General features: G+C 63.3%; 16 protein-coding genes. 7 read left to right on the top strand and 9 right to left on the bottom strand.

Annotated elements, in window-relative coordinates; all coding sequences use genetic code 11:
* The first annotated feature begins 87 nt into the window (after window positions 1-87).
* Window positions 88-2850, top strand: coding sequence for a PAS domain-containing hybrid sensor histidine kinase/response regulator (locus Q5H89_RS07915; protein ID WP_305018749.1), 2763 nt, complete (start codon window positions 88-90; stop codon window positions 2848-2850).
* Between the two features lie 74 nt (window positions 2851-2924).
* On the opposite strand, the gene Q5H89_RS07910 is transcribed toward Q5H89_RS07915, so the two are convergent.
* The 9 genes from Q5H89_RS07910 to Q5H89_RS07870 form a co-directional block, all read right to left on the bottom strand.
* Entirely contained in the window at window positions 2925-3686 is a 762-nt protein-coding gene (locus Q5H89_RS07910) for a LytR/AlgR family response regulator transcription factor (protein ID WP_305018748.1), read from the bottom strand.
* Window positions 3687-3912: 226 nt separating this feature from the next.
* Complete coding sequence (locus Q5H89_RS07905; RefSeq protein WP_305018747.1) at window positions 3913-5001, bottom strand: hypothetical protein; 1089 nt, start codon at window positions 4999-5001, stop codon at window positions 3913-3915.
* 112 nt (window positions 5002-5113) lie between these two features.
* Window positions 5114-5560, bottom strand: a complete 447-nt coding sequence (locus Q5H89_RS07900; RefSeq protein WP_305018746.1) for a cytochrome c maturation protein CcmE domain-containing protein — start codon at window positions 5558-5560, stop codon at window positions 5114-5116.
* Window positions 5561-5644: 84 nt separating this feature from the next.
* Window positions 5645-5902, bottom strand: a complete 258-nt coding sequence (locus Q5H89_RS07895) for a CcmD family protein (RefSeq protein WP_305018745.1) — start codon at window positions 5900-5902, stop codon at window positions 5645-5647.
* A complete protein-coding gene (locus Q5H89_RS07890; RefSeq protein WP_369810647.1) occupies window positions 5874-6560 on the bottom strand; it encodes a cytochrome c biogenesis protein in 687 nt (228 codons plus the stop codon). The genes Q5H89_RS07895 and Q5H89_RS07890 overlap by 29 nt, the downstream gene beginning before the upstream one ends.
* A 104-nt stretch (window positions 6561-6664) precedes the next feature.
* On the bottom strand, window positions 6665-7309 hold the full coding sequence (locus Q5H89_RS07885; RefSeq protein ID WP_305018744.1) for a methyltransferase domain-containing protein: 645 nt from the start codon (window positions 7307-7309) through the stop codon (window positions 6665-6667).
* Window positions 7310-7335: 26 nt separating this feature from the next.
* Window positions 7336-8013 (bottom strand): heme exporter protein CcmB, encoded by a 678-nt coding sequence (locus Q5H89_RS07880; RefSeq protein WP_369810646.1) that lies wholly within the window; start codon window positions 8011-8013, stop codon window positions 7336-7338.
* 96 nt (window positions 8014-8109) lie between these two features.
* Complete coding sequence (locus tag Q5H89_RS07875) at window positions 8110-11478, bottom strand: hypothetical protein (protein ID WP_305018743.1); 3369 nt, start codon at window positions 11476-11478, stop codon at window positions 8110-8112.
* Window positions 11479-11598: 120 nt separating this feature from the next.
* Complete coding sequence (locus Q5H89_RS07870) at window positions 11599-12690, bottom strand: NAD(P)/FAD-dependent oxidoreductase (protein WP_305018742.1); 1092 nt, start codon at window positions 12688-12690, stop codon at window positions 11599-11601.
* A gap of 82 nt (window positions 12691-12772) precedes the next feature.
* Here Q5H89_RS07870 and Q5H89_RS07865 point away from each other — a divergent pair, with 82 nt between their 5' ends.
* The 6 genes from Q5H89_RS07865 (at window position 12773) to Q5H89_RS07840 (ending at window position 23087) form a co-directional block, all read left to right on the top strand.
* The gene (locus Q5H89_RS07865) at window positions 12773-13417 is read left to right on the top strand and encodes an MBL fold metallo-hydrolase (RefSeq protein WP_305018741.1); all 645 of its coding nucleotides are present in this window, start codon (window positions 12773-12775) and stop codon (window positions 13415-13417) included.
* 69 nt (window positions 13418-13486) lie between these two features.
* On the top strand, window positions 13487-14245 hold the full coding sequence (locus Q5H89_RS07860; RefSeq protein WP_305018740.1) for a CDP-alcohol phosphatidyltransferase family protein: 759 nt from the start codon (window positions 13487-13489) through the stop codon (window positions 14243-14245).
* A 90-nt stretch (window positions 14246-14335) separates the two neighbouring features.
* Window positions 14336-18445, top strand: a complete 4110-nt coding sequence (gene porU, locus Q5H89_RS07855) for a type IX secretion system sortase PorU (RefSeq protein WP_305018739.1) — start codon at window positions 14336-14338, stop codon at window positions 18443-18445.
* Between the two features lie 113 nt (window positions 18446-18558).
* Window positions 18559-19776 (top strand): type IX secretion system outer membrane channel protein PorV, encoded by a 1218-nt coding sequence (porV, locus tag Q5H89_RS07850; RefSeq protein WP_305018738.1) that lies wholly within the window; start codon window positions 18559-18561, stop codon window positions 19774-19776.
* A 177-nt stretch (window positions 19777-19953) separates the two neighbouring features.
* The gene (locus tag Q5H89_RS07845) at window positions 19954-21252 is read left to right on the top strand and encodes a M16 family metallopeptidase (protein ID WP_305018737.1); all 1299 of its coding nucleotides are present in this window, start codon (window positions 19954-19956) and stop codon (window positions 21250-21252) included.
* 440 nt (window positions 21253-21692) lie between these two features.
* A complete protein-coding gene (locus Q5H89_RS07840; protein WP_305018736.1) occupies window positions 21693-23087 on the top strand; it encodes a DUF3500 domain-containing protein in 1395 nt (464 codons plus the stop codon).

Raw genomic sequence — 23087 nt, 5'->3', positions numbered from 1 at the left:
GGGGGTGCATCGCACCGGGCTGCCTGCTACCTAAAGCCGCAGGCCGGTTTTTTGTCTACCTTGACGGCTGTTTTAGTTCTACACCCCATGCCTGCTCCTGGTTCCTTACCGGCGGCGGCCGGCGCGCTGCCGGCCGCCAGCCCCGCCCCCCCTGCCCCACCCAAGCCCACCCTGGCCCAGGCGCGCGCCGAGGCGGCCCAGGCCCGCCAGCACCTGGCTGCCCTAGCCAGTGGCCTGCGCGATGGCCTGCTGCTGCTCGATGCTGACAAGAATGTGCTGCTGGCCAACGACCAGTTTTGCACCCTGCTCGGCTTGCCGTTGGCCGCCAGCCAGTGCGTAGGGCTGCCCACTACCCAACTCACGGCGCTGATGCAGCCCTACCTCGACGACCCGCAGGCCTACACTGCCGAACTGGCCACGGTGCGGGCCGACTACATCCCGAACACGCTGCTGCGGCTACGCGATGGGCGCGTGCTGGAGCGCGACGCCCGGGCCGTAGCCCTGGGCGAAGCCACGGGCTGGCTGCTGAGCTACCGCGATGTAACGCAGCACCAACAGGCTGAAAACCAACGCGACGCACAACGCAAATTCTACGAAACCATTCTTGATGAGGTGCCCGTGGAGATTGCCGTGCTCGACGAGCAGCGCCGCTACGTGTACGTGAACCCCCAGGCCGTGCCCGACCCCGAGCACCGCGCCTGGCTGCCCGGCCGCACCCTGGCCGAGTACTGCGCCCGCTACGGCTTTCCGATGGAGCTGGCCGAGCAGCGCGACCGCATGTTTGAGCTGGCCGAGGCGAGTACCGAGCCCGTGAGCTGGGTCGACCGCACCCCGGTGCCGGGCGGCGAAATGCACCACCAGCGGCAGTTCAAAGTGCTGGCGGGCGCGGGCAAGGGCCTGCCCTACATGCTGGGCAGCGGCCTCGACGTGACGGCCCGCGTGCAGGCCGAGGAGCGCAGCCAGCGCAGCGAGGCCGAGCGCCGCGAGCAGCAGGAGTTTATGGAGCAGGTGCTCAACACCAGCCCTAGCCCGGTGTACGTGCGCGATGCCGCGGGCGAAGTAGTATTTGGCAACCGGGCCCTGTTTAAGCTGGATGAGCAGGCGGCCCTTTTTGCGCCTACCGAGCAGGTGCGCCGCGCCAAGGAGCGCGAAGCGGCCGAGTACGCCGCCATCGATGCCCAGGTGCTGGCCACCGGCCGCGAGGTAGTGGCCGAAGAGCGCTCGACCTCGCCCACGGGCGAGGAGCGCTGGTTCTATTCCATCAAGCGCCCGCTGGTGCGCCCCGATGGCACGGTACAGGTACTAGGGGTCAGCACCGACATCACCGCCCTAAAGGCCGCCCAGCTGGCCGCCGAAGAAGCCGCCAAGGCCCGCGAAAACTTTTTGGCCAACATGAGCCACGAAATTCGGACGCCCATGAACGGCGTGCTGGGCATGGCCGCGCTGCTGGCTAAAACCCGCCTCAGCCCGCAGCAGCAGGAGTTTGTGCGCACTATTCGCAGCTCGGGCACGCACCTGCTGGGGGTGCTGAACGACGTGCTCGACGTATCGAAAATTCATTCGGGCAAGCTGGAGATGGAGGCCGTGGCCTTTCACCTGCACGACTCGATGCAGCAGGCCGTGGCCACGCTCACCTTGCAGGCCCAGGAGAAGGGGCTGGTATTCGGCTTCAAGCCCTTCGCCGCCGACGAAGCGCCCTGGGTACTGAGCGACCCCTTCCGCCTCAACCAGATTTTACTCAACCTGCTCTCCAACGCCATCAAGTTCACCACCAGCGGCAGCGTGTGGCTGCGCAGCTTTTTGGTGGATGAAACCGACGAGGAATACCTCGTGCGCTTCACTGTGCAGGACTCGGGCATTGGCATCGGGCCCGAGGCGCTGGAGCGCATTTTTGAGAGCTTCACTCAGGCCTATGCCGACACCACGCGCCGCTACGGCGGCACCGGGCTGGGCCTCACCATCAGCCGGGCGCTCGTGACGCAGCTCGGCGGCGAGCTGAGCGTGAGCAGCAAGCTGGGCCAGGGCAGCACGTTTTCGTTTACCATCCCGCTGCTCAAAACCCAGCAGCCCGAGCCGGTGCTGGCCGATGCCTTCGACACCGGGCAGCTGCGCGGCGTGCGGGTGCTGCTGGCCGAAGACAACCCCATCAACCGCACCGTGGCGCGCCTGCACCTGCTGCAATGGGGCGTGGAGGTAGATGAGGCCGAGGATGGCCGCGTGGCCCTGAACAAGCTGCTCGAAAACGTTTACGACGCCGTGCTGATGGACATTCAGATGCCGCACCTGAGCGGCATCGAGGTAACGCAGCAGCTGCGCCAGCTGCCCGACCCCGCCCGCGCCGGCGTGCCGGTGCTGGCCCTTACGGCCAACGTGTTTCGCAGCGACAACGAAAAATACCTGGCCGCCGGCATGGACGACTACCTCGCCAAGCCCTTTGCCGAGGAGCACCTCTACGCCAAGCTCATCAACCTGCTGCGCCAGCCCACCGTCGCCCTGGCGCTGGCCCCGCCCCCGGCCTATACCCTGGCCAAGCTTTACCACGATGCCAAGGGCAACCAGGCCTTTGTGACCGGCATGGTCAACTCCTTTTTGACGCACATGCCCCCTAGCCTCGACAAGATACGGGCCGCCGCCGAGGCCCGTGACTGGCTGCTGGTGGCCGAGCTGGTGCACCACATCAAACCCAACTTACTCACGCTCAGCATCGAAAGTGCTATTGCGGCCATGCACATTCTGGAGCCGCCGCCCACCCAGCTGCCCACCCCCGACGAGCCGGCCCGCCAGCTAGCCACCACCCAGCTGCTGGCCGCCGTGGAGAATGTACTACGGGAGCTGCCCGGGGAATTATAAGCCAAAAGAGCGGCGCTAAAAGGCTACTGAATGCTTAGCCTTTTAGCTGCCGCTCTTTTAATTTCTATCCCTTTTTAAATGCCGCGCAGGCGTTTGAAAAAGCTTTCCTGGTAGGCCTTGGCCACGGGCACTTCGTGGCCACCGGGCAGCTGCAGCTGGTTATCCTCGATGGCCTCAATGAGCTGTGTATTTACCATATAGGAACGGTGCACGCGCACAAAATGCGCGAAAGGCAGGCGCTCCTCAAAGGTTTTGAGCGTGGCGTACACAATGTGCTTGTGCTTGAGCGTGACGAGCACCGAATACATCGACATAGCCTCGATATACAGCACCTCGTCAAAATTGACGCGCATCAGGCGGTTGTTAATCTTGAGAAACAGCGTGTTGCCATCGGCCCCAAACATGGCCTCGGCGGCTTCGGCGGGGGGCGGGGCCAGGGCGGCGCGCTGGCTCCGGATGCGGTCGACGGTGCGGCTGAAGCGGGCGTAGTCGAGCGGCTTCACCAGGTAGTCGGTCACGCGCAGCTCAAAGGCATCCACGGCGTAGTCGCGGTGCGAGGTCACGAGCACTACATCGGGCAGGGGCTGGGGCAGAATGCGCACCAGTTCGAGGCCCGTGAGTTCGGGCATGGTGATGTCGAGCAGCAGAATATCGGCCCGCCCCCCCGACCGGAAATAATTCAGGCAGGCTACGCCATCGGCGAAGGTGCCGGCCAGGGTCAGGCCTTCCGTTATGCTCACATAATGCTCCAGCGCCAGCCGGTTCATCTCATTGTCGTCCACCACCACGCAGGCCAGCTGGGCAAGGGGTGCCGTGGCAGTAGCGGAAGAACTCATACGAATAAAGAATAAATAAGCGGGCCTAGCAGAAACCGGCTGAAAGATAGGCCTAAAAGCGGCATTGCCAAGGCCACCAAAGCCGGGCGGCCAGGCAGTCAATTTACGCTCCTGGCTTTCATGTTTGCTTCTTATTTTACTGGCCCACTAGCCGTTAGCTACGCCGGCCAGCCCGCTGGCAACGCTACTGAGTAGCGTTAATTTATTCATTAATAACACATTTTGCTCAGGGTTTCGGCGTACTTACCGGCAGCAGCAGGTGCTCGGTGTAGGGCGCGCCACCGGGCGGGTAGCAGGTAATGGCCACGGCCACCTGCCGAATTCCCGCATCGAACCAGGGCTGGGCGTAGACGCGGCCCTGGCCAGGGCTAGCAGTCGGAGCCAGGGCCAGCGGCAGTCGGCGCAGCACCCGGCCAGTGGTGGGGTCGCTGATGAGCACGGCCAGCTGCGCCCGGCGCGGGTAGCGCCCTAGCGGCAGTTCCAGAAAGGCCACATCGGCGGCCACTGCCCCGGGCATAATGGGGCGCAGCTGGCTATAGGCCAGCCACTGCTGCCGCAGCAGCGTAGGCGGGCCATCGGCGGGGTCGCCTTCGGCCACCACCTGGTAGAGGTACTGGCCGGGGCTGGGTAAGGTATCGGCAATGCTGTACGCTAGCTGGTGCTGGCCGAAAGTATTGGTTACCAAGGGCTCGTGCCTGATTTCGCGGGCCCGAAACTCGTGCAGCTCGCGGCGCAGCACCCGGCAGTAGCGAGCAGCGCTGAGCGAGTCGGGTACTTGCCAGGCTAGGGTCACCACGCGGCTCATGGCGGGCAGGCCCTGGGGCACGGCAGGCGCGGGCACCACCGGCAGGCCCCGCGCCTGCCCACTTACCTGCAGCGTAAAACTGCAATAATCCTTGAGATAACCGTCCACATCGAGCAGGTAGGCCTGGCCGGCCTGCAGGTTGGGCAAAGGCACAAACAAGTTATCCTGGGTGCCTAGCGAGGTGCACGACAAAAGGCGGTACGTGGCCGGCTGGCACGGCGTGCCCGTGAGCACCACTAGCTGCACGCCGCGCACAGCGCGGCAGCGCTGCCCACCAATATTCACGTAGTATGTGCCGGTGGCCGGCGGCCGAAACTCAAACCATTGGTCGTTGTGATACTCGATGCACTTGCCCGTGAGGCGCTCATCTACGCAGGCGCGCTGCACAGTACAGCCCACAGTGCTGGAGGTAATGGTTTCCTCGGCCCGCAACGGGCGGCGGTTTTCGATATTGTCGTTGGGTACCTGGGCGTGGGCTAGCGAGATGAGCAGACTTAAAACAATCGTCATGCTGAACGCAGTGAAGCATCTCGCCCGCACCGTTAGGATACTAACCTCAACGATACGGGCGAGATGCTTCACTGCGTTCAGCATGACAAGCCTTATTGGTATTGCTGCGAGCCTAGCGGCGGGTAGTCATGGCCGTAGCGGGCGGGCCGGTTTTGCCCAGGTCTTTCTCCACGTACTTGCTCGGGCACTTGGTCAGAATCTGGTCGGCCTCGAACACGCCGTTTTTCATGGCGCCCACTATCACTACCTGCTCCGACTTGTCGAGGTCCTGGGGCTTGGGGTTGCGGTACACCACGCGCTGGGCCACGTGCAGTGTATCTACCATCGTGAAGGCGAAGTAGTTGGGGTTCACCATCGGGTCGTACTCCAGGCCCACGGGGCGCTTGTCGGCGTCGCGCGGCAGGGTGCCCACCACGTGCACCTTGGCCAGGTTGCCGGCCGCCGCCTGCTGGCGGGCAATAGTGAAGGTCGAATACGTGCTGGCATCCGACATAGTGCTGATAATGATGCCTACCGCCGCCGCGATAACCACCAAAACAAAAATGTGCGACTTTTTCATAGTATAAATTTACGTGTAGGGTAAGCTTTAACTTGCCTGGCGGCCGCAACGATGGACAAGCCAAAGCTTATCCCACATCCTGCTCTAGCGGCCTTCTACCTCGCGCTCCAGGCGGCTCACCTTGCGGTCGAGGCGCACCAGGTAGGCTAGCAAGCCACTGAGGATGATGACGATAACAAGCACCACCACGTAGATTTTGCCGCTGGCGCGCAGGGCGTCGGCCATTTCGGGTTGGTCGGCGGCCACGGCATTGGTTTGGGCCAGGGCGGTACCGGCTAAGAGCAGCAGCGGCAAAAGCAGGGCGAAGCCGCGGTTAAGCCAGTTGTTTGTCTTGTTTTTCATAGACTTTCTCTTTAACAAAAGCGAAGCGGCAGGCCACTTCCGTAATCCAGACCCCTAGCAGCGTCCAGCCGATAACGGCCGGGTAAAACACCAGGCGCATGGCACTGTCGAGGTCATACTTTGAGAAGCCCGGGTTGCCGCCCATGCCGGGGTGCAGCGACGCCGAAGCCATGCGGGGCATGATGAACAACAACGGAATGGCCGCCGCAAACGCAAAAATATTGTAGATGGCCGAAAGGCGCGCACGCTGCTGCTCGTCTTGCACGGCGCCACGCAGCACTAAATAAGCCAGGTAAATAAGCATGGTCACGGCCGCACCGTTGAGCTTCACGTCGGTGGTCCACCAAGTGCCCCAGGTATAGCGCGCCCACAGGCTGCCGGTCATCAAGCCCAACACCCCGAGCAAGATACCAGTCTTGGCCGACTCGTGGGCCAGGATGTCGAGGCGCGGGCTAGGGTTGCGCAGGTACAATACTGAATTTATAACCGAGATAAGGAGAATAGTCGTCATCCCGAACCACATAGGCACGTGGAAGTACAGATTACGCTCCGTTTCGTTCAGAATTGGTAAGCGCGGCACATGGCCTAAAAGACCCATCACTGCTGTATAGAGTAACAAGCCAGCTGCCGCCCACTTCCACCAACGTGCCCGACTCACCAATTGCTTATTCAGCCATAGAACAGCTAAACAGTAAATCACTGTGCCTAAAATGCCTGCTACAGCTTGGATAATTACTTTTTTTTCCATTAGTCAGGTATCCTTTAATTGCTCACTACTGGCGTTTTAGCTACCACGCCGTAGAGCGGGTCGCCGTGCTTGGGGCGATGGGCGTATACCTCGGCCAGGCTGAAGCCGGCGGCTTCAAAATAATGCTTCACCAAGCCCGCGTGGCCGGCATCGTCGAGAGCCTGCCAGGCATACACGGCTTTGTCGGGAAAGCAGCGGTTGGAGAACGTGACGACCAGCGGCGCGCCCGGCCGCAGCACCCTGGCCAGTTCCTTAAATACCTCGACCGGCTGCGTGAGGTACTGCACCGACACGCAGATGCCCGCGCCGTCAAACTCGGCATCGCCGTAGGGCAGACGCGGGGTTGAGTTGAGGTTCTGCACGATGCCCGGCTCGGTGAGTCGCGGGTTGTGGGCCAGCTCGCGGGCATTCATGCCCAGGGCGGCCACGCGGCCGTAGGCTACCTCGGCGGGCAGGTGGCTAACCCAGCTGCTCATGAGGTCGAGGATAGCGCCGCCGGCCGGAAAGTACTGCCGATAGAGCTGCGTAACGGCCGCCACCGCCGCCGGGTCGATGTGCGTAACGAGGCGCTCGAAGCGGTAAAACTCACTGTCGGGCGCTTCGTCGCGGCGGGCAAAAGCCTGCGGCGGCAACGTGAGCGGGCTAGCAGAGTCGGGCATAGTGTCTCTATAAAAACGGGCAGCCCCTAGCTGCGCCACAGGAAAGGAAACAACAGATAAGACACCGCGCCCACAATAAAGTTCAGGGCCACCAGGGTAATAATGGCGCTTTGGCTAGCCTCCCAGGGCAGGCCGTCGAGGGCATTTTTACTCACCTTCACCAGCAGCAGCAGCACGGGCACCAGCACCGGCAGGCCCAGCACGGCCAGCAGCGTGCCGCCCCCACCCTGCCCCGCCCGCGCCGCAATGCCCGCCACCAGCGTCAGCGACGAGGCCAGGCTTACGGCCCCCAGCGCAATGCTGAGCACGTAGGTAGGCCAGTCCTGCACGGGGTTGCCGAGCAGCAGCGTGTAGAGCAGCAGCCCCGGAATGGCCAAGGCCAACAGCAGCAAGGCATTATAAATAATCTTGGCCAGCACCACGGCTTCGGGCCTAGCCACGGTGTAGTAGTACAGCCGCAGGCCGGCCGACTCCTGGGCCAGCCCCCGCCCCGCCGCGCCGAGCGCCGCGAAGAGCAGAATAACCCAAAAAAGCGCGTTCCAAGCCGGGGCCGGCGGCGCCCCGCCGCGAAAGCTAAAGCTGAGGTAGCTGATATACACCGTGCCGCCCACGTAGAGCAGCAGGCCCCCTAGCGCGCTGCGCTGCCGCCACTCCAGGCGCAGGTCTTTCAACAGCAATAACCAGATTTCAGCGGGCAGCGACACGGGCGCAAAGATACAATGGGTAAATGAGCGAAGGGGGAATGGGTGAATGATGTTACGTTCATTCCCCCATTCCCCCTTCGCTCATTCACCCATTGCCTAGAAGTCGTGGCCGAGCGTGAAGTAGGGCTTGGGCTTGGACGTCACGTAGTTTTCCTGGGCCCAGGCCAGGTCAAACTTGGTGTAGAAGCCGAGCACCGTGGAGCGGATGCCCACGCCGTAGCCTATCAGCACCGGGCTGGTGTAGCTCGTAACGGTGCCCGAAAACGGGTTGCCGTTGCCCCCGAAGTTGACAGTGGTATTGGAGTTATCCTCGCCGAAGGGGCTGGTGCCGCGGTAGGCCGTGCCCGCATCGAAGAAGCCGATGAATTGGAGGTTGCGGAAGAAGCCCGAGTAGATGGGCTTATTCGAGAAATACTGCACAATGGGGAAACGCAACTCGCTATTGAGCAGCACGTAGCGCGTGCCCGTTTGGCGGCTCAGGTCAAAGCCCCGCAGGTTGGTAACAAACTGCTGGTAGAAGATGCTGGTGGGGTCGGGCACTACCTGGCCGGCGGGGGCCAGCAGGCGGTCGCCCGAGTACTGCTGGTTCACCCAGTTGTCCATGCCGCCCAGGCGGAAGACCTGCTGCGGGCTGTTGCCCCGCTCAGCAGCCCCGAAGAACTGCCCGTAGCTCACGCGGTTGGCCCACACCAGCGAGCGGTGAATTTTCTGGTAGTGGCGCAGGTCGATGTAAAACTTGCCGAAGTTGTTGTTCTTGGCGCCCAGGTCGTTCATCTGCAGCACGCCGGCCTTCAGGCGGGTGCCCAGCAGCATGTTCACGCCCGTAGCCCGGGAGTTATCAAACACCAGCTCCGCATTGAACCCCAGATAATTACGGTTCAAATCACCTTCCGTGGAGGGCACGCCCGTAAGCGAGCGCGAGATGTTGTCGTAGCGCGGGCCGCCGCGCAAACTCAGGTTGTGGGTAAGCGGGTAGGCCACGATGGGCGACACCGAGTGGCGGCCATAGCGAAACTGCTGCCCGGCCCCACCGGCGTCGAAAAAGTACGCCTGCTTTTGGTAGGCCACCGACCAGTCAACGCGGTGCGTGAGGTTGGTGTACGATACGTTGATGTTGCTCGTGCGCAAGTCGAGCTGGGCAAACACACTGGCCTGGAAGCGCTGATTCTCAAACGCATCCGACAAATTGGCCTGGAGCGAAAAACCGAAGCCCAGCAGCGGGTCGATGGCCACGCCCGTCACCAGGTTGTCGGCCATAAAGCGCGTGTCGTAGCGATACGGCCCGCTGATGGTGGGCATAGCTGCCGCCGCCCGCGTGGCCGCCGTGGAGGTAATGGCCTTGGCATTGCGGCGCGGGCGCACCGGCGTCACGTCCTCATCTTCCTCAAACTGATAGTTGTTGGGGTTGAGCGGCGCCGTGCTGCTGCGGCGCGGGGCCGTGGGGCCGGCTGGGGTAGTGGTGGCCGGCGCAGTACCAGCCACCGGGGCACTACCGTCGGACGCGGTAACCGGGCTAGTGGCTGGGGTGGCGGGTGCCGCCGGGGTAGCTGGCGCGGCGGCGGGCCGCACGGGCGCCGGCGCGGGCTGCGAGCGGTTTTCGAGAATGCGCTGGCGCGAAGTTTTGCCCACTGCCAAGTCGGTGGGCAGCGGAAACTGCGGGTAGAGGTACAGCAAATCGCGCGACTGCACTTGCGGAATGAAGGCTAGCGCGCCCGATGGCAAGCTCAGGTCGAAGTCCTGAATATTGTTAGCGAAGTTGCTCACCGGCTGGTGCTGGCCCGTTTTGCGCGAGTAGCGGAACAAGCCCCGGATGCCGTTTTCCTCGCCCAGGTACACAATCTCATCATCCGACACCGGCCGGGGCCGCGTCTCGTTAGAGATGGTGCTTACCAGGGGCTCGATGGGCACGGGCCGGCCATCGAGGTGGCAGAGGAAGAGGTCGTAATTATTCACCACGTTGGGGAACGTGGCGGGCCGGGCGCGGCCCGTCGAGTCGAGGTAGCGATTCGAGCTAAAGGCGATTTCCTGGCCGTTGGGCAAAAACACCGCCTGCTGGTCGTCGAACAGGTCGTTGGTGAGGCGCTCGGGCTGGCGGCTGCCGGCGCGCAGCAGGTAAATATCGTTCTGCCCATTCTGCACCGCCGTAAATACCAAGGCCTTGCCATCGGCCGAGTAGTTCATATCCAGCACCTGGTCGTAGGGCGCGAAGATGGTGGTGGGTGGCTTAAGGCGCAGCGTGCGGCTGATGCGGCCGGGCAAATCGAGGCTCAGGGCCTCGTGGGGGCGCAGCACCATGCGGCCGTGCAGCATTTCGGCCACGGCCAGCTGGGCGTTGCCGCGCCAGGCCAGCACCGGTAGGCGATTTTCCAGCTGCTGGTCGGGGGTGCGGTAGCCGCCGTGCAAAATGGTGCGGCGGTGCGAGCCGTCGCGGTTGGCCACCACCACGCGGTAGCGGCCCTGGTCGTTCACGGCGTAGGCCAGGTGCTGGCCATCGGGGCTGAATACGGGCTGCGAAAACACCTCCAGCCCGCGCTTATTGCGGCTGCTGAGGCGGTTGGCCTCGGCCGGCGTCACTAGGCTAGCCAGCGAGCCGCCCGTATTAATGTCGCGGTAGTAGCTGACCCAGTTGCGTAAAAACACCTTGTACGGCACATTCAAGGACGACGCAATGCCGACCTCTACGTCGCGGGTGATACGCGTGAGATTCAGCACGTTCTGGAGCGTACCGTAGCCGTAGCGCTCAGCAATGTAGTTCCAGATGCTGTGGCCCGCCAGGCGCGGGTTGCGCTGGAAAAAGGGCGCCGTGCGGTTGCCGGTGGGGTACTGGCGCACCATGTCGCGCATGTAGGCATCCATGTCTACGCTCCAGCCCTCGGCGGCGTAGGCCGAAGCACCTTCCACAAACCAGCCGGGCAGCTGCAGCAGGTAATTGCTTTGCAGCACCTCACGCAAGGAGCCGCCGTACATCATATCGTTGAGCAGCACCTGGGTTATCTGATAGCTCAGGTCGCGCTTAAAATCGGTTTGGCGGCCCGCAAAGGCCACTTCCACCTTGGTTTGGCGGGCTAGCTGGGCCTCGCCGCCGCTCACGGCGTTGGCCACGGGCAGGTTGATGTTGCTCTGCCGCAAATCGCCCACCGAGTTGTAGACCATGAGCGTGGTTTTGCTGTAAGGGAAATACCCCACCAGCGCCGTAATGCGCTGCAATTCCTGCTCGGCATACTGGGCCGTGCGGCGGGCGCTGGCCTCACCCCCGGCGTAGAAGTACACGTTGAAATTCTGGGTCGAAAACTGCTCCCACTGCAATTTTTTGTACTGAATGCGCACCCGGCCGAAGGGTTCCTGCGCCGTTTGGGCGCGGCCGGGGGTGGCCGCCAGCAGCCCCAGCAGGCCCACGGCCAGCTTCAGACTTTTACCGCGATGAAAGCCAGCCGGGCGCTGGCCGAAGGATTGGAAAAAATTCACAGCAAATAGCGTCAGATTATGGCAGAAAGAGCGAGCGCCCAGGGAAGATAACGCCGCCACGCAAATTGGACCGGCGGGGGTTTTACTAGAACGCCGCCGGGGGCCAGTCTGGTACCTGGGCTAGCCCGGGGCGGCGGAAAAAAGCGGGTAGTAGCGGGCTAAGGTAACATCGGGCCATAGCTCGCCGCTACCGCCCAGGTAGTCAGCCAGCAGGCTGGCCAGGCGCGGGGCCAGGCTCACGCCCTTCGAGCCAAAGCCTCCGAAAAGGCTCAGCCACGGCAGGGCCGGGTGGCGGCCCAGCAGCGGGCGGCGGTCGCGCACGGCGGGCCGCACCCCCCGCCGCTCGCCCAGCACCTCGAAGGGCAAGGGTGTGAGGCTAGCCAGGCGCCCGGCCAGCTCGCGCTGGTCGTCATCGCCCGGCACCTCGGCAAAGGGCGGCCAGCGGTAGGTAGCCCCCACCCGAAACTGCCCCGGCGCGGGCGCCGGCACCACGTAGGCTCCCCGATTGAGAACCTGCGCCGCACTGAGGCCGGGCACCGCCACGTCGAGCACCGCGCCCTGGTTGGGCGTGAGGGGCAGCCAGCTAAAGTGCGGGCTAGCCAGGGCCGCCGCGCCGGTGCAGCACACCACGTGGCCGGCCCGCAGCCGGCCCGGGGCGTAGGCTACCCCCGCGCCGTCGGCAACGAGCGCCTGCCAAGTAAAAGTTTCTTCGCGCAGCCAGCCTTCGGCGCGGCCCCGGCTGGCCAGGGCCGCCAGCAGGGCTTCTACGCGCAGGTGGCCGCCGCCGCGCAGCCACGCGCCGCCGTGCGGGGCTAGCAGGCCGGCGCGCGCGATGGACTCGGTTTCGATTTTTTCCACGAAACCCTGCCAGGGGTCGTCGGCGGCGCGGGCCAGCATCTGGGCCTGCTCCTGGGCCGAGCCAAATACCTTGAGGATGGGGGTGGCCTGAAAAAATTCTTCGCCTAATTCCTCGTTAAGCGCCTGGTAATAAGCCACTGCTGCGGGCAGCGTTTCGTGGGCGCGCCAGGTGAGGGCAAAGCGCTTGCCGGCCACGGGGTTCATGAGGCCGGCGGCCACGCGCGAGGCCGCGTCGGGCCGGGGCTCGTCGTAGACGAGCACGCGCTGGCCCCGGGCGCGCAGCTCGCGGGCCAGCACCGCCCCGGCAATGCCGTGGCCGATGAGCAGGTAATCGAAGTCGGTAAAATCAGTCATTCGTAGCAGCAAAGTACGCCGCTAGCCCTGGCGGGCGGGTGAAGGCGGGCTCCCATCGGCCGGGGCTAATACCTTTGCCGCCATGCTCCGGATTGTCAGCTTCACCTTCAACGCGTTCAGCGAAAACACCTACCTGCTCATCGACGAGGCCACCCGCGCCACGGCCATTGTGGACCCCGGGGCCTACTCGCCGGCCGAGCAGCAAACCCTGCGCGCCTACATCGAGCAGGAAAAGCTCGACGTGCAGTACCTGCTCAACACCCACGCTCACATCGACCACGTGCTCGGCAACGCCTTCGTACTGAGGCAGTACCCCGGCATCCCGTTCCTGCTGCACACCCTCGACCTGCCTACGCTGCGGGCCGTGGGCACCTACGCCGGCCCCTACGGCTTCCCCGCCTACGAAGGCGCCGAGCCTACCGGCGAGCTGGCGGCCGGCCAGGTTATTAAGCTGGGCGAAAGCGAGTTGCAGGTGCGTTTTGCGCCCGGCCACGCGCCCGGCCACGTGGTGCTTTACGACGCGGCGGGCGGCCAGCTGGTGGGCGGCGACGTGCTGTTCAAAAGCAGCATCGGCCGCACCGACCTGCCGGGCGGCGACCATGCTACGCTTATTCAAAGCATTAAAAGCCAGTTATTAACCTTGCCCGATACGACGGTAGTATATCCCGGCCACGGGCCTAGCACTACTATTGGGGCCGAGCGCCGGAGCAACCCGTTTTTGACGTAACGTATTTTTCGGGCTCTTGCGCGGCGCCTTACCCCACACATCTTTCTCAACAGCCTAGCCGCTACTCCTTTGAAACGACATATTCCCAACGCCGTTACCTGCCTCAACCTGCTGTGCGGCTGCTTGGCGCTCACGTTCATCTTCCGGGGCGAGCTGGTAATGGGCGCCTACCTGGTGGGCATTGCCGCCGTGGCCGACTTCTTCGACGGGCTGCTGGCGCGGGCGCTGCGCGTGTCGTCGCCCATCGGCAAAGACCTTGACTCACTAGCCGATATGGTATCGTTTGGGGTAGTGCCGGGGGCGATACTATATGAATTGATGGGTATGACTTTTACCCTTAATCAGCCATTCTTCGAACCGCGAGCGGCGCCATTCTGGCCCTTCGCTCTTTACCTGCCTTTTCTCGTTACTATCTTCTCCGCCTTGCGGCTAGCCAAGTTCAACAACGACACTCGCCAGACGACTTCCTTCATCGGCCTACCTACGCCGGCCTGCACACTGGTGGTAGCCTCGCTGCCGCTTATTCTGGCTAATGACCAATTTGGGGTGAAGAATATTATTCTCAACCCCTGGCTCTTGCTAGGCCTTGCGGTGCTGCTTTCGGGCCTACTCGTGGCCGAGCTGCCGCTTTTTGCCCTGAAATTCAAGAACCTGAAGTGGCTGGGCAACCGGCGGCGGTTCATCTTTGTGGCCTTAGCCTTGGTGCTGGTTATCACTTTGCGGGCGGCGGGTATTCCGCTGGCGGTGCTGCTTTATGTGCTGCTGTCGGTGCCGGGCCGGGTGCGCAGCCGCGAGGGCCTGGAGGCTAGCCCTGGCAGCCCGCAATAAGTTGGGCCTGGCGGTAGTTAGCCAGTGCGGGAATGCGCGGCAGCGGGCGTATTTTTGAGGAGTGCCCACGGGCCTAAGCTGGTTGTATTTATGCGAAACCTTTTCTCGATGCTGTTGCTGGGGGTGCTGGCTAGCTTCGTGCGGCCCGCCCTGGCCCAGGGCAGCGGCGCGCAAACGGTGCCCGTAACCCTGAGCTGGACCACCTACGCCAGCCTGCGCAACCCCGCCGCCGACCCCGATGCGGAGCCGCGCCGCGTGCCCAGCTTCCGGGGTGCCTACCACGGCCCGGGCCAGGTGCTAGGCACCTACACCCTGCGCCTGCCCGGCACCCTGGCTGGCGGCGAGCTGCGCGATGCCGTGTACGAGGCCTTCCCCGCCGCCGACGTTAAGCTATTGGGCAACACCACTTTGCCGGCTGCGCCGGAGCTACAGCTGCGCACCGGCACCGAGGCCCGCCGGCCCTACTCCTACGTGCTGGTGCAGCCCGTGCGCCGCAACCCCCAGACCGGCCAGGCCGAGCGCCTGCTATCCTTCACTTATGCCTATCAAACGGTGGCTAGCGGGGCCAACGCCCGCACCACCGCCCGCACCCACGTCGATACGTCGGTGCTGAGCGCCGGCGACTGGTACAAAATTGGGGTGCCGCGCAGCGGCGTGTATAAGCTCGACCAAACCGCGCTCAAAAACCTGGGCCTGCCCGTGGCCAGCCTCGACCCGCGCCGTATTCAGCTCTATGGCAACGCCATGGGCCTGCTGCCCCAGGCCAACGCCGCGCCCCGCCCCGACGACCTGGCCGAGAACAACATCCTATTCGTGGGCAACAACGACGCCACGTTTGATGCGGGCGAGTACTTCCTATTCTACGCCAAGGGGCCGCACACCTGGCAGGCCAGCCAGCCGGCGCGGGCGGCCGCGCTAGGGCAGCCGGGCCTGTACGGGCTGCTGGGCGAGGGTGGTCGCTTCAAGCACATCAGTAATTTTTACAGCGACACGGCCTACTACTTTGTGCGGGTTGGCGCTGCCAATGGGCGGCGCATTGCCACGGTGGCGGCCCCTGGCCGGCCGGCCATCGGCGCACCCATTACCACGTTTCTCGACCGACGCTTCTACGAGCACGACCTCGTAAACGTGCTCCACTCGGGCCGGCGCTGGCTGGGCGAGTCGTTTGGCAACAGCACCAATAGCTCGCGTGATTTTGTGTTCAGTGGCGATGGCAATCAGGCCTTGGCCGACCTCGTGGCCGGCGATACCCTGCGCCTGACCGTGGCTGTGGCCAGCACGGCGCTGCAAAGCAGCACGTTTACGGTGGCGCTGAACGGGGCCACGCTAGGGGCACAGTCGCTGCCCAGCTTGCCCACTGGTGCCTTCAACTCGGTGGCGGTGAATGACTTTCGCACCTTCACCATTGCCACGCCAGCCGGCCTCACCGACCCCAAGGTGACGCTGAGCTTCGCCTCCTTCGACCCCACCGGCACCGGCTACCTCGATTATTTGGAACTGGTGGTGAAGCGCCAGCTGCGGCTCAGCGGCGCGTACCTGGAGTTCAACTCCCTCAATTACAAGCGCGGGGCCAATACCGTGGGCACCTTCACCCTGGCCAACGCCAGCGGCGCGCAAGTGTGGGACGTTACCAACCCGCGCCGCCCGCTAGGCCAGGCGCTCGACGCTAATGGCAACTTCCTGGCCTACACCGATTCGCTGCGCGAATTTGTGGCCGTGCAGCCCGCCGGCACCTTCGACGCGCCCCGGCTTTTTGGCAAGGTGGCCAACCAGAACCTGCACGCGCTCAACAAAGACGGCAAGCTCGATTTGGTGATTGTGACTTACCCGCCCTTCCGGGCGCAGGCCGAGCGCCTGGCCCAGCACCGGCGCGACTACAACGGCCTGCAAGTGGCCGTGGTAACGACCAAGGAGGTGTACAACGAGTACAGCTCGGGCGGGCAGGATGCCACGGCCATCCGCGACCTGATGAAGCAGGTGTACGACCGCAACCCCGACCCCACCAGCCGCCGCAACGCGCTGCTGCTCTTCGGCGATGCCTCCTACGATTATAAGTCATCGCCCTACAACGATGCCGCCCAGGAGCCCGCGTGGTGGGCTAGCCGCCGGCCCTTCGCCACCAGCAACAACCCCGACGCGGCCAACCAGAACTTCGTGCCGACTTACGAGTCGCGCGAGTCGTTTTTGCCGATTAGCTACTCCCGCAACAACAGCGAGGGCGATAACAGCTATTCGTCGGAGGATTATTACGGCCTGCTTGATGACAGCGAGGGTGAATGGCTGGAAACGGCTGGTACCACATTTGAGGCCACCGATATCGGCATTGGCCGCCTGCCGGTGCGCACCGTGGTAGGGCAGCGTACCGACGACAGCCAGGCCCGGCAGGTGGTCGATAAACTGATTGCCTACGATTCGCCCGCCAGCTTTGGCAAGTGGCGCAACCGCATTACGCTCACCGCCGACGACACCGATGTGGAGAAAAACAACGGCTTCGTGAATGATTCAGAGCTGATTTTCGCGGCCAGCATCAAGCAGGCTGAACCGGCCTACAACCTGCGCAAAGACTATCTCGACCTGTTTCCGCAGGTGAGCGTAGCGGCCGGGCAGCGCTCGCCGGCCGCCGTAGCCGCCATCGACGAATCGCTGGAGCAGGGCTCGCTGCTGATAGGCTACACCGGCCACGGCGGGCCGCGCGGCCTCGCCGATGAGCAAATCATTACCAGCGCCTCGCTGCTGGCCCTGCACAACCAAAACCGCCTCACGTTCTTCGTAACCGGCACCTGCGACCTGAGCACCTACGATAACCCCGACCTGACTTCGGCCGGCGAGCTGGTGCTGACTGACAATGCCACCGGCGGCGCAGTAGGCTTGTTTACGACGACGCGGGTAGTTGACTCTTACCATAACACGACAATAGTCAACAACTTCTACACCCAGGTGCTAGCCCGCAACGCGGCTGGCGCGCTGCCCTACCTGGGCTTCGCGGCCAGCACGGCCAAAAATCAATCGCCGAGCGGCGACCTCAACAACCGTAATTACACGCTGCTGGCCGACCCCACCACGCGGCTAGCCTACCCGAGCCAGCGTGTGGTGCTCGACTCGATAAAAGTGGGCCCCAACAAGGCCCGCACCTTCGCCAGCGCCCCCGACAGCCTGCAAACCCTGCAGGCGCTGGGGCAGGTGCAGCTAAGCGGCCACATCGAGAATGCCGGGGTACTAAATACAAGCTTCGGCGGCACGGCCGACATCACGATTTTTGATAAGCCGGTGACCGTGACCACCCTCGGCGACCAGGGCTCGACGCCGGTGCCGGTCGAGACGCAGGAAAACGTTATCTACGGCGGGCAGGCTACGGTGCGCGGCGGGCGCTTCTCGGTCAAGTTTGTGGTGCCCAAAGACATTGCCTACAACGTGGGCCGGGGCAAAATCAGCCTCTACGCGCAGGACATGGCCAACAAGGTCGATGCCCAGGGCTACCAGCCGGCCCTGGTGGGCGGGGCCGCGCGCGGAGCTGCCAGCGATACCACACCGCCGGTGGTGCAGCTCTTCATGACCGACGAAACGTTTGTGTCGGGCGGTATCACGGGGCTGAGTCCGCTCTTCATTGCGCACCTCACCGACAAGTCGGGCATCAACACCTCGAATGCCGGAATTGGACACGACATTACGGCGACGCTCGACAATGACCTCACTAAGCTCGTGACGGTGAATGACTCGTACACGGCTGACGTTGACAACTTTATGTCGGGCCGGGTACGCTATTTGTACAAAGACTTGGCGCCCGGCCCCCACACCATCCGCTTAAAAGCGTGGGACACCTACAATAATTCGGCCGAAGGAACGATTGACTTTATTGCGGAGCAATCGGCTCAGCTAGCCCTCGACCACGTGCTGAACTACCCCAATCCGTTCAGCAGCTTCACTACCTTCCATTTCGACCAGTCGCGGCCGGGCACAGAGCTTGACGTGCAGGTGCAGATTTTTACGGTAGCGGGCCGCCTGGTAAAAACCCTGCGCACCACAATCCCATCCAGCACCAGCCACGTACCTAGCACCATCCGGGATGCCGCGCTGACCTGGGATGGCCGCGACGACTACAACGACCAGCTGGCGCGGGGCGTGTATGTGTACCGCGTAAGCGTGCGCACCCCCGATGGCCAGGCCGCCACCAAGTTTGAGAAGCTAGTTTTGTTGAATTAAGCTTTAGTATTCGCCACCTTCGTGCGCCTGCCCGCTGCTTTCGCTGTTTTCCTTCATTTTGCAACCCTTTGCCGGGCGTCAATCCTCCTATAAATAGTCCTTTACCAAGCCATATGACTTTTTTTCGTACGCTAGGCCTGGCGCCGGTACTGCTTGCATTGGCCGCCCCGGCCGCGCTAGCCCAGGTAGCCACCGCCGACCTGCACACCATCACCACGGCGGTGCCCATTCTCACGCTCAGCCCCGACGCGAGGGGCGCGGCGCTCGGCGATGCCGGCGTGGCCACCTCGCCCGATGCCAACGGCGCCTTCTACAACCCCGGCAAGCTGGGCTTCGTGGATTATAAATACGCCATCTCGCCTTCCTACTCGCCCTGGCTGCGCCAGATAACCGACGACATGAGCCTGAGCTACCTCTCGGGCTACAGCAAGCTCGGCGACCGCGGCGCCATTGCGGCCTCGCTCATGTATTTCAGCCTGGGGCAGATTGACTACCGCGACGGCAGCAACCTGCCCAACGGCTCGTTCAACCCCAAGGAATATGCCTTCACGGTGTCCTACGGCCAGAAGCTGGGCGAAAACTTCGGCCTCGGCATCTCGGCCCGCTACGTGCGCTCGAACCTGGTAGGCAACTACACCGGCAACGACGCGCAGGCCGGCAATTCCTTTGCCGCCGACCTGGGCCTGTATTACAGCAAGGATGCCACCATTGGCACCGGCGTGTACAACCTGGCTTTCGGCGCGGCCATCACCAACATTGGCAACAAGATGGTGTACGGCGACCCCAACAACGCCAGCTTCCTGCCTACGCAGCTACGCATTGGCACGGCCATCACCCGCGAAATCGACACCTACAACAAGATTACGCTGGTTTTCGACGCTACCAAGCTGCTCGTGCCCTCGCCCTACTACGAAGACCCCTACAACCCCGCCAATGCGGCTAGCGTGAAGGCCACCAACGACGCGCGCCAGCAGCAGGGCATTGTGTCGGGCATCTTCAACTCGTTCAGCGATGCGCCGGGCGGCTTCAAGGGTGAATTGCAGGAAATAAACCTGCACGGCGGCCTCGAATATTGGTACAACAATACCATTGCGGCCCGCGTGGGCTACTTCTACGAAAACCCGCATACCGGCGACCGCCAGTACCTGAGCTTCGGCCTGGGCGCACGCCTGTCGGTATTCGGCGTCGATGGCACCTACCTGGTGCCCAACTCGCAGGCCAACCCCCTGGCCCAGACCATCCGGGTATCGCTACACTTCAACCTGAACAAACTGGCCGATGCCTTCGACGAGAAGGGCGCCGGCGGCACCCAGGGCACGCTGCCGAATTAATTATTGCTTGTATAGCTTGGCTGACGTTTAGAAAGAACGTCATGCTGAACAAAGTGAAGCATCTCTGCCGTTTCATTGGTTACTACTCCAATGGTCCGGCTGAGATGCTTCACTTTGTTCAGCATGACGTTCTTTGTGCATAACGCATTTTCTTCCGGTTCTGATTTCCCGTTTCCCGTGCTCAACCGCCTCCAGCCCCCGCCCACGTTTCCGCTTACCCAAGTGGTGCTGCCCACCCCCGTGGTGAGCCACCTGCCCACTGGCGCCCGCCTGCACCTGCTCGCCAACGATGCCCAGCCCGTGCTGCGCCTGCAAGTGGTGCTGCCCGCCGGCAAGTGCCACGAGCCGCTGCCGGGCCTGGCGCAGCTAGCCGCCCGCATGCTTACCGAGGGCACGGCCACGCGCTCGGCCCGCGAAATTGCCGATATGGTGGCTTTCTACGGGGCGTCGCTCGACTGCGAGGCTGGCCCCGACCGCGCCACGCTCACGCTCTACTGCCTGGCCCGCCACCTGCCCACGCTGCTGCCGCTGGTGCAGGAAGTACTGGCGGCGCCCAGCTTTCCGGAGGCCGAGCTGCGCCAGATGCAGCAGCGCATCAGCCAGAACATGCGCGTGGAGCGCCAGAAAACCAGCTTTCGCGCCAGTGAGGCAATGAACTGCCAGCTGTTTGGCGAGGACTCGGCCTACGGCCGCCCCTTCGACGAAGCCTCGTTCAACCAACTCACGGCCGCCGAGCTACGCGCCTTCCACGCCACGGCCTACGCGCCGGCCGGGGCCGAGCTTTTTTTGAGCGGCGATGTGGCAGCCTCGGCCGCCGCGGTGGCCACCGGGCTGGGCCAGTGGCAGCCCGCCGCTAGCCCCCAGGCCGCGCCCGAGGCCCCGGCCGCTGCCCTCGCTGCCGCGCCCGCCAGCGTGGTGGCCGTGCCGGTAGAGGGCAGCATTCAGGCGTCGCTGCGGGTGGGCCGGCGCTGGCCAGCCCTCACCGAGGCGCAAACGCCGGAGCTGCTGCTGCTGGTGAAAATACTAGGGGGCTACTTTGGCTCGCGCCTGATGCGTAATATTCGGGAGGACAAGGGCTTTACCTATGGCATTCACGCCAGCGTGGTGGCCCGCGAGCGGGCGGCCTCGCTCGTTATCGGCACCGATGTCAATGGCGAGAGTGCCGACGCTACCCGCCGCGAAATTGCCTACGAGCTTACCCGCCTGCAAGAAGAGCCGCTGGGCGACGATGAGCTTGAAACCGTGAAAAACTACACGCTGGGCAAGCTGCTGGGCGAAACCACCACCGTGTTTGAGCAGGCCGACCGCTACCGCTACGTGGTGCTGCAAGGCCTGCGCCCCGACTACTACGCCGAGCTGGTGCGCCGCACGCAGGCCGCCACCGCCGCCGAGTTGCAAGCGCTGGCCCGCACCTACCTCAGCCCTGCCGATATGCTGACGGTAGTAGCCGGCGGCGCGGTGCCCGAGCCGGCCTAGCCCGCCGGCCGTCGAGCCGCCCGCGGCCTTTGGTCGATTACGAAAGTTACCCTTCGCTCCGCGCGCTAGGTTTGCTGCCAGTCAGCAAGCCTGGCGCGCGTTGTTTTTGGGCGTTTTTGGGGCCTGTGCGTGCAGCACAACTAGCTGGCAATATGCTTTTTGGGCAACTATCAGCAGGGTTCCGAATACCTGGCGCCAGGTAGTGGCTAGCCCCCGGGGCTCAGTGCAAGCCCCGGCCTATCCTGCTTATAGCCAGGCTGCTGGCAAATTGGTCGATTTAAAGTAGATGCTCATCGATTATTCATCATCACAAATTTTGATAATTATTTAATTTTCAAATAATTATCTCTCAAATATCACAAAACCTATCACTTGGGCAACCGTAGTTTTTCAAAAATCAATCCTTGGCATCTTCTGGCTTCACTTTACTTTTTCTTCTCATGAACAAAACCACTTACCTTACTAGCCTGCTGCTGGCCGCTTCGGTGTGCCAGGCCGGCGGCGACCAGCTGCTGGCGGCCCCCAGCGCTCGCCCGGCTGCCGTAAAGTCGACTAAAGGCACTACCTCAACCAAGGCTACCAGTTCGGTGGCCGATGTGGTGACGGCCGCCAACACCTTTATTGCCACGCTGAGTACGAGCCAGCAAACCACGCTGCTGCAAACCTTTAACTCGACCAACGTGGCCAAGTGGTCGAACCTGCCTTGCGGCTCCAACTGCCGCATCGGCCTGCAGCTCAGCAACCTGACTACTGCGCAGCAAACGGCGGCGCTGGCCGTGGTGCAGGCCGCTACCGGCACAGCTTCGGGCGAAGGCTACAATGAAATTCAGCAGATTCGGGCCGCCGATGACTACCTCAATGCCAACGGCGGGGGCTCGGGCTACGGCAGCGGGCTGTATTTTATTGCTTTCCTGGGCACGCCCTCCACTACCGGCACCTGGATGCTGCAATTTGGCGGCCACCACCTGGCCACCAACATCACGTTTGGCAACGGCGTCGTGACCGGGGCCACGCCCAAGTTTGAGGGCGTGGAGCCGCTGAGCTTCACCACGGCCAATGCGAATATTTTTCCTACTGGCACCACCGTAGCCCCGCTGGGCAGCGAGGCTGCTGCCATGCTGGCGATGATTAGCGGGCTGACCGCTACCCAAAAAACCACCGCCAAGCTGAGCCAGACGTTCAGCGACGTACTGCTGGGCCCCAACACCACGGAGGGCGGCAGCACGGGCTTTCCGGCCACCAAAGTGGGCCTGCAGTGCAGCACGCTCAGCAGTGCGCAGCAAGACCTGGTGGTAGCCGCCATGGCGCCCTGGATAAATGACGCCGACGATGCCACGGCCGCCAGCCTGCTCAATTACTATAAAACGCAGCTGGCCAATACGTACATCGCCTATTCGGGCACCGGCAATTTCACCACCCAGGCCGACTATGCCCGCATCGACGGCCCCAACGTCTGGATTGAGTTTGTGTGCCAGAACGGGGTGGTATTTCAGAGCCAGATTCATTACCACAGCATCTGGCGCGACCGGGCCCGCGACTACGGCGGCAATTTCTACACCACCGTGCTGGGCACCCGCGACGTGACGGCGGCTTCGGTGTTTGGGGTGTACCCTAGCCCCATCACGGCGGGCAGCAGCCTGCAATTGCAGCTTATGGCGCCCGCCACGGCGGCTAGCTACACCCTGCGCAATTTGCTGGGCCAGACCCTCACGGCGGGCTCGTTTCGGGGCAGCACCACGGCCGTGCCCACGGCGGGGCTAGCCCCCGGCACCTACCTCATGAGCGTGAAAACCCCCACCCAGCAGGAGGTAACGAGCCGCGTGCAGGTGTATTAA

It is taken from the genome of Hymenobacter cheonanensis (genome assembly GCF_030581075.1).
Taxonomy (GTDB): domain Bacteria; phylum Bacteroidota; class Bacteroidia; order Cytophagales; family Hymenobacteraceae; genus Hymenobacter.
The sequence above is the reverse complement of the archived record's forward strand: the minus strand, read 5'-3'. Positions and strand labels throughout refer to the sequence as shown.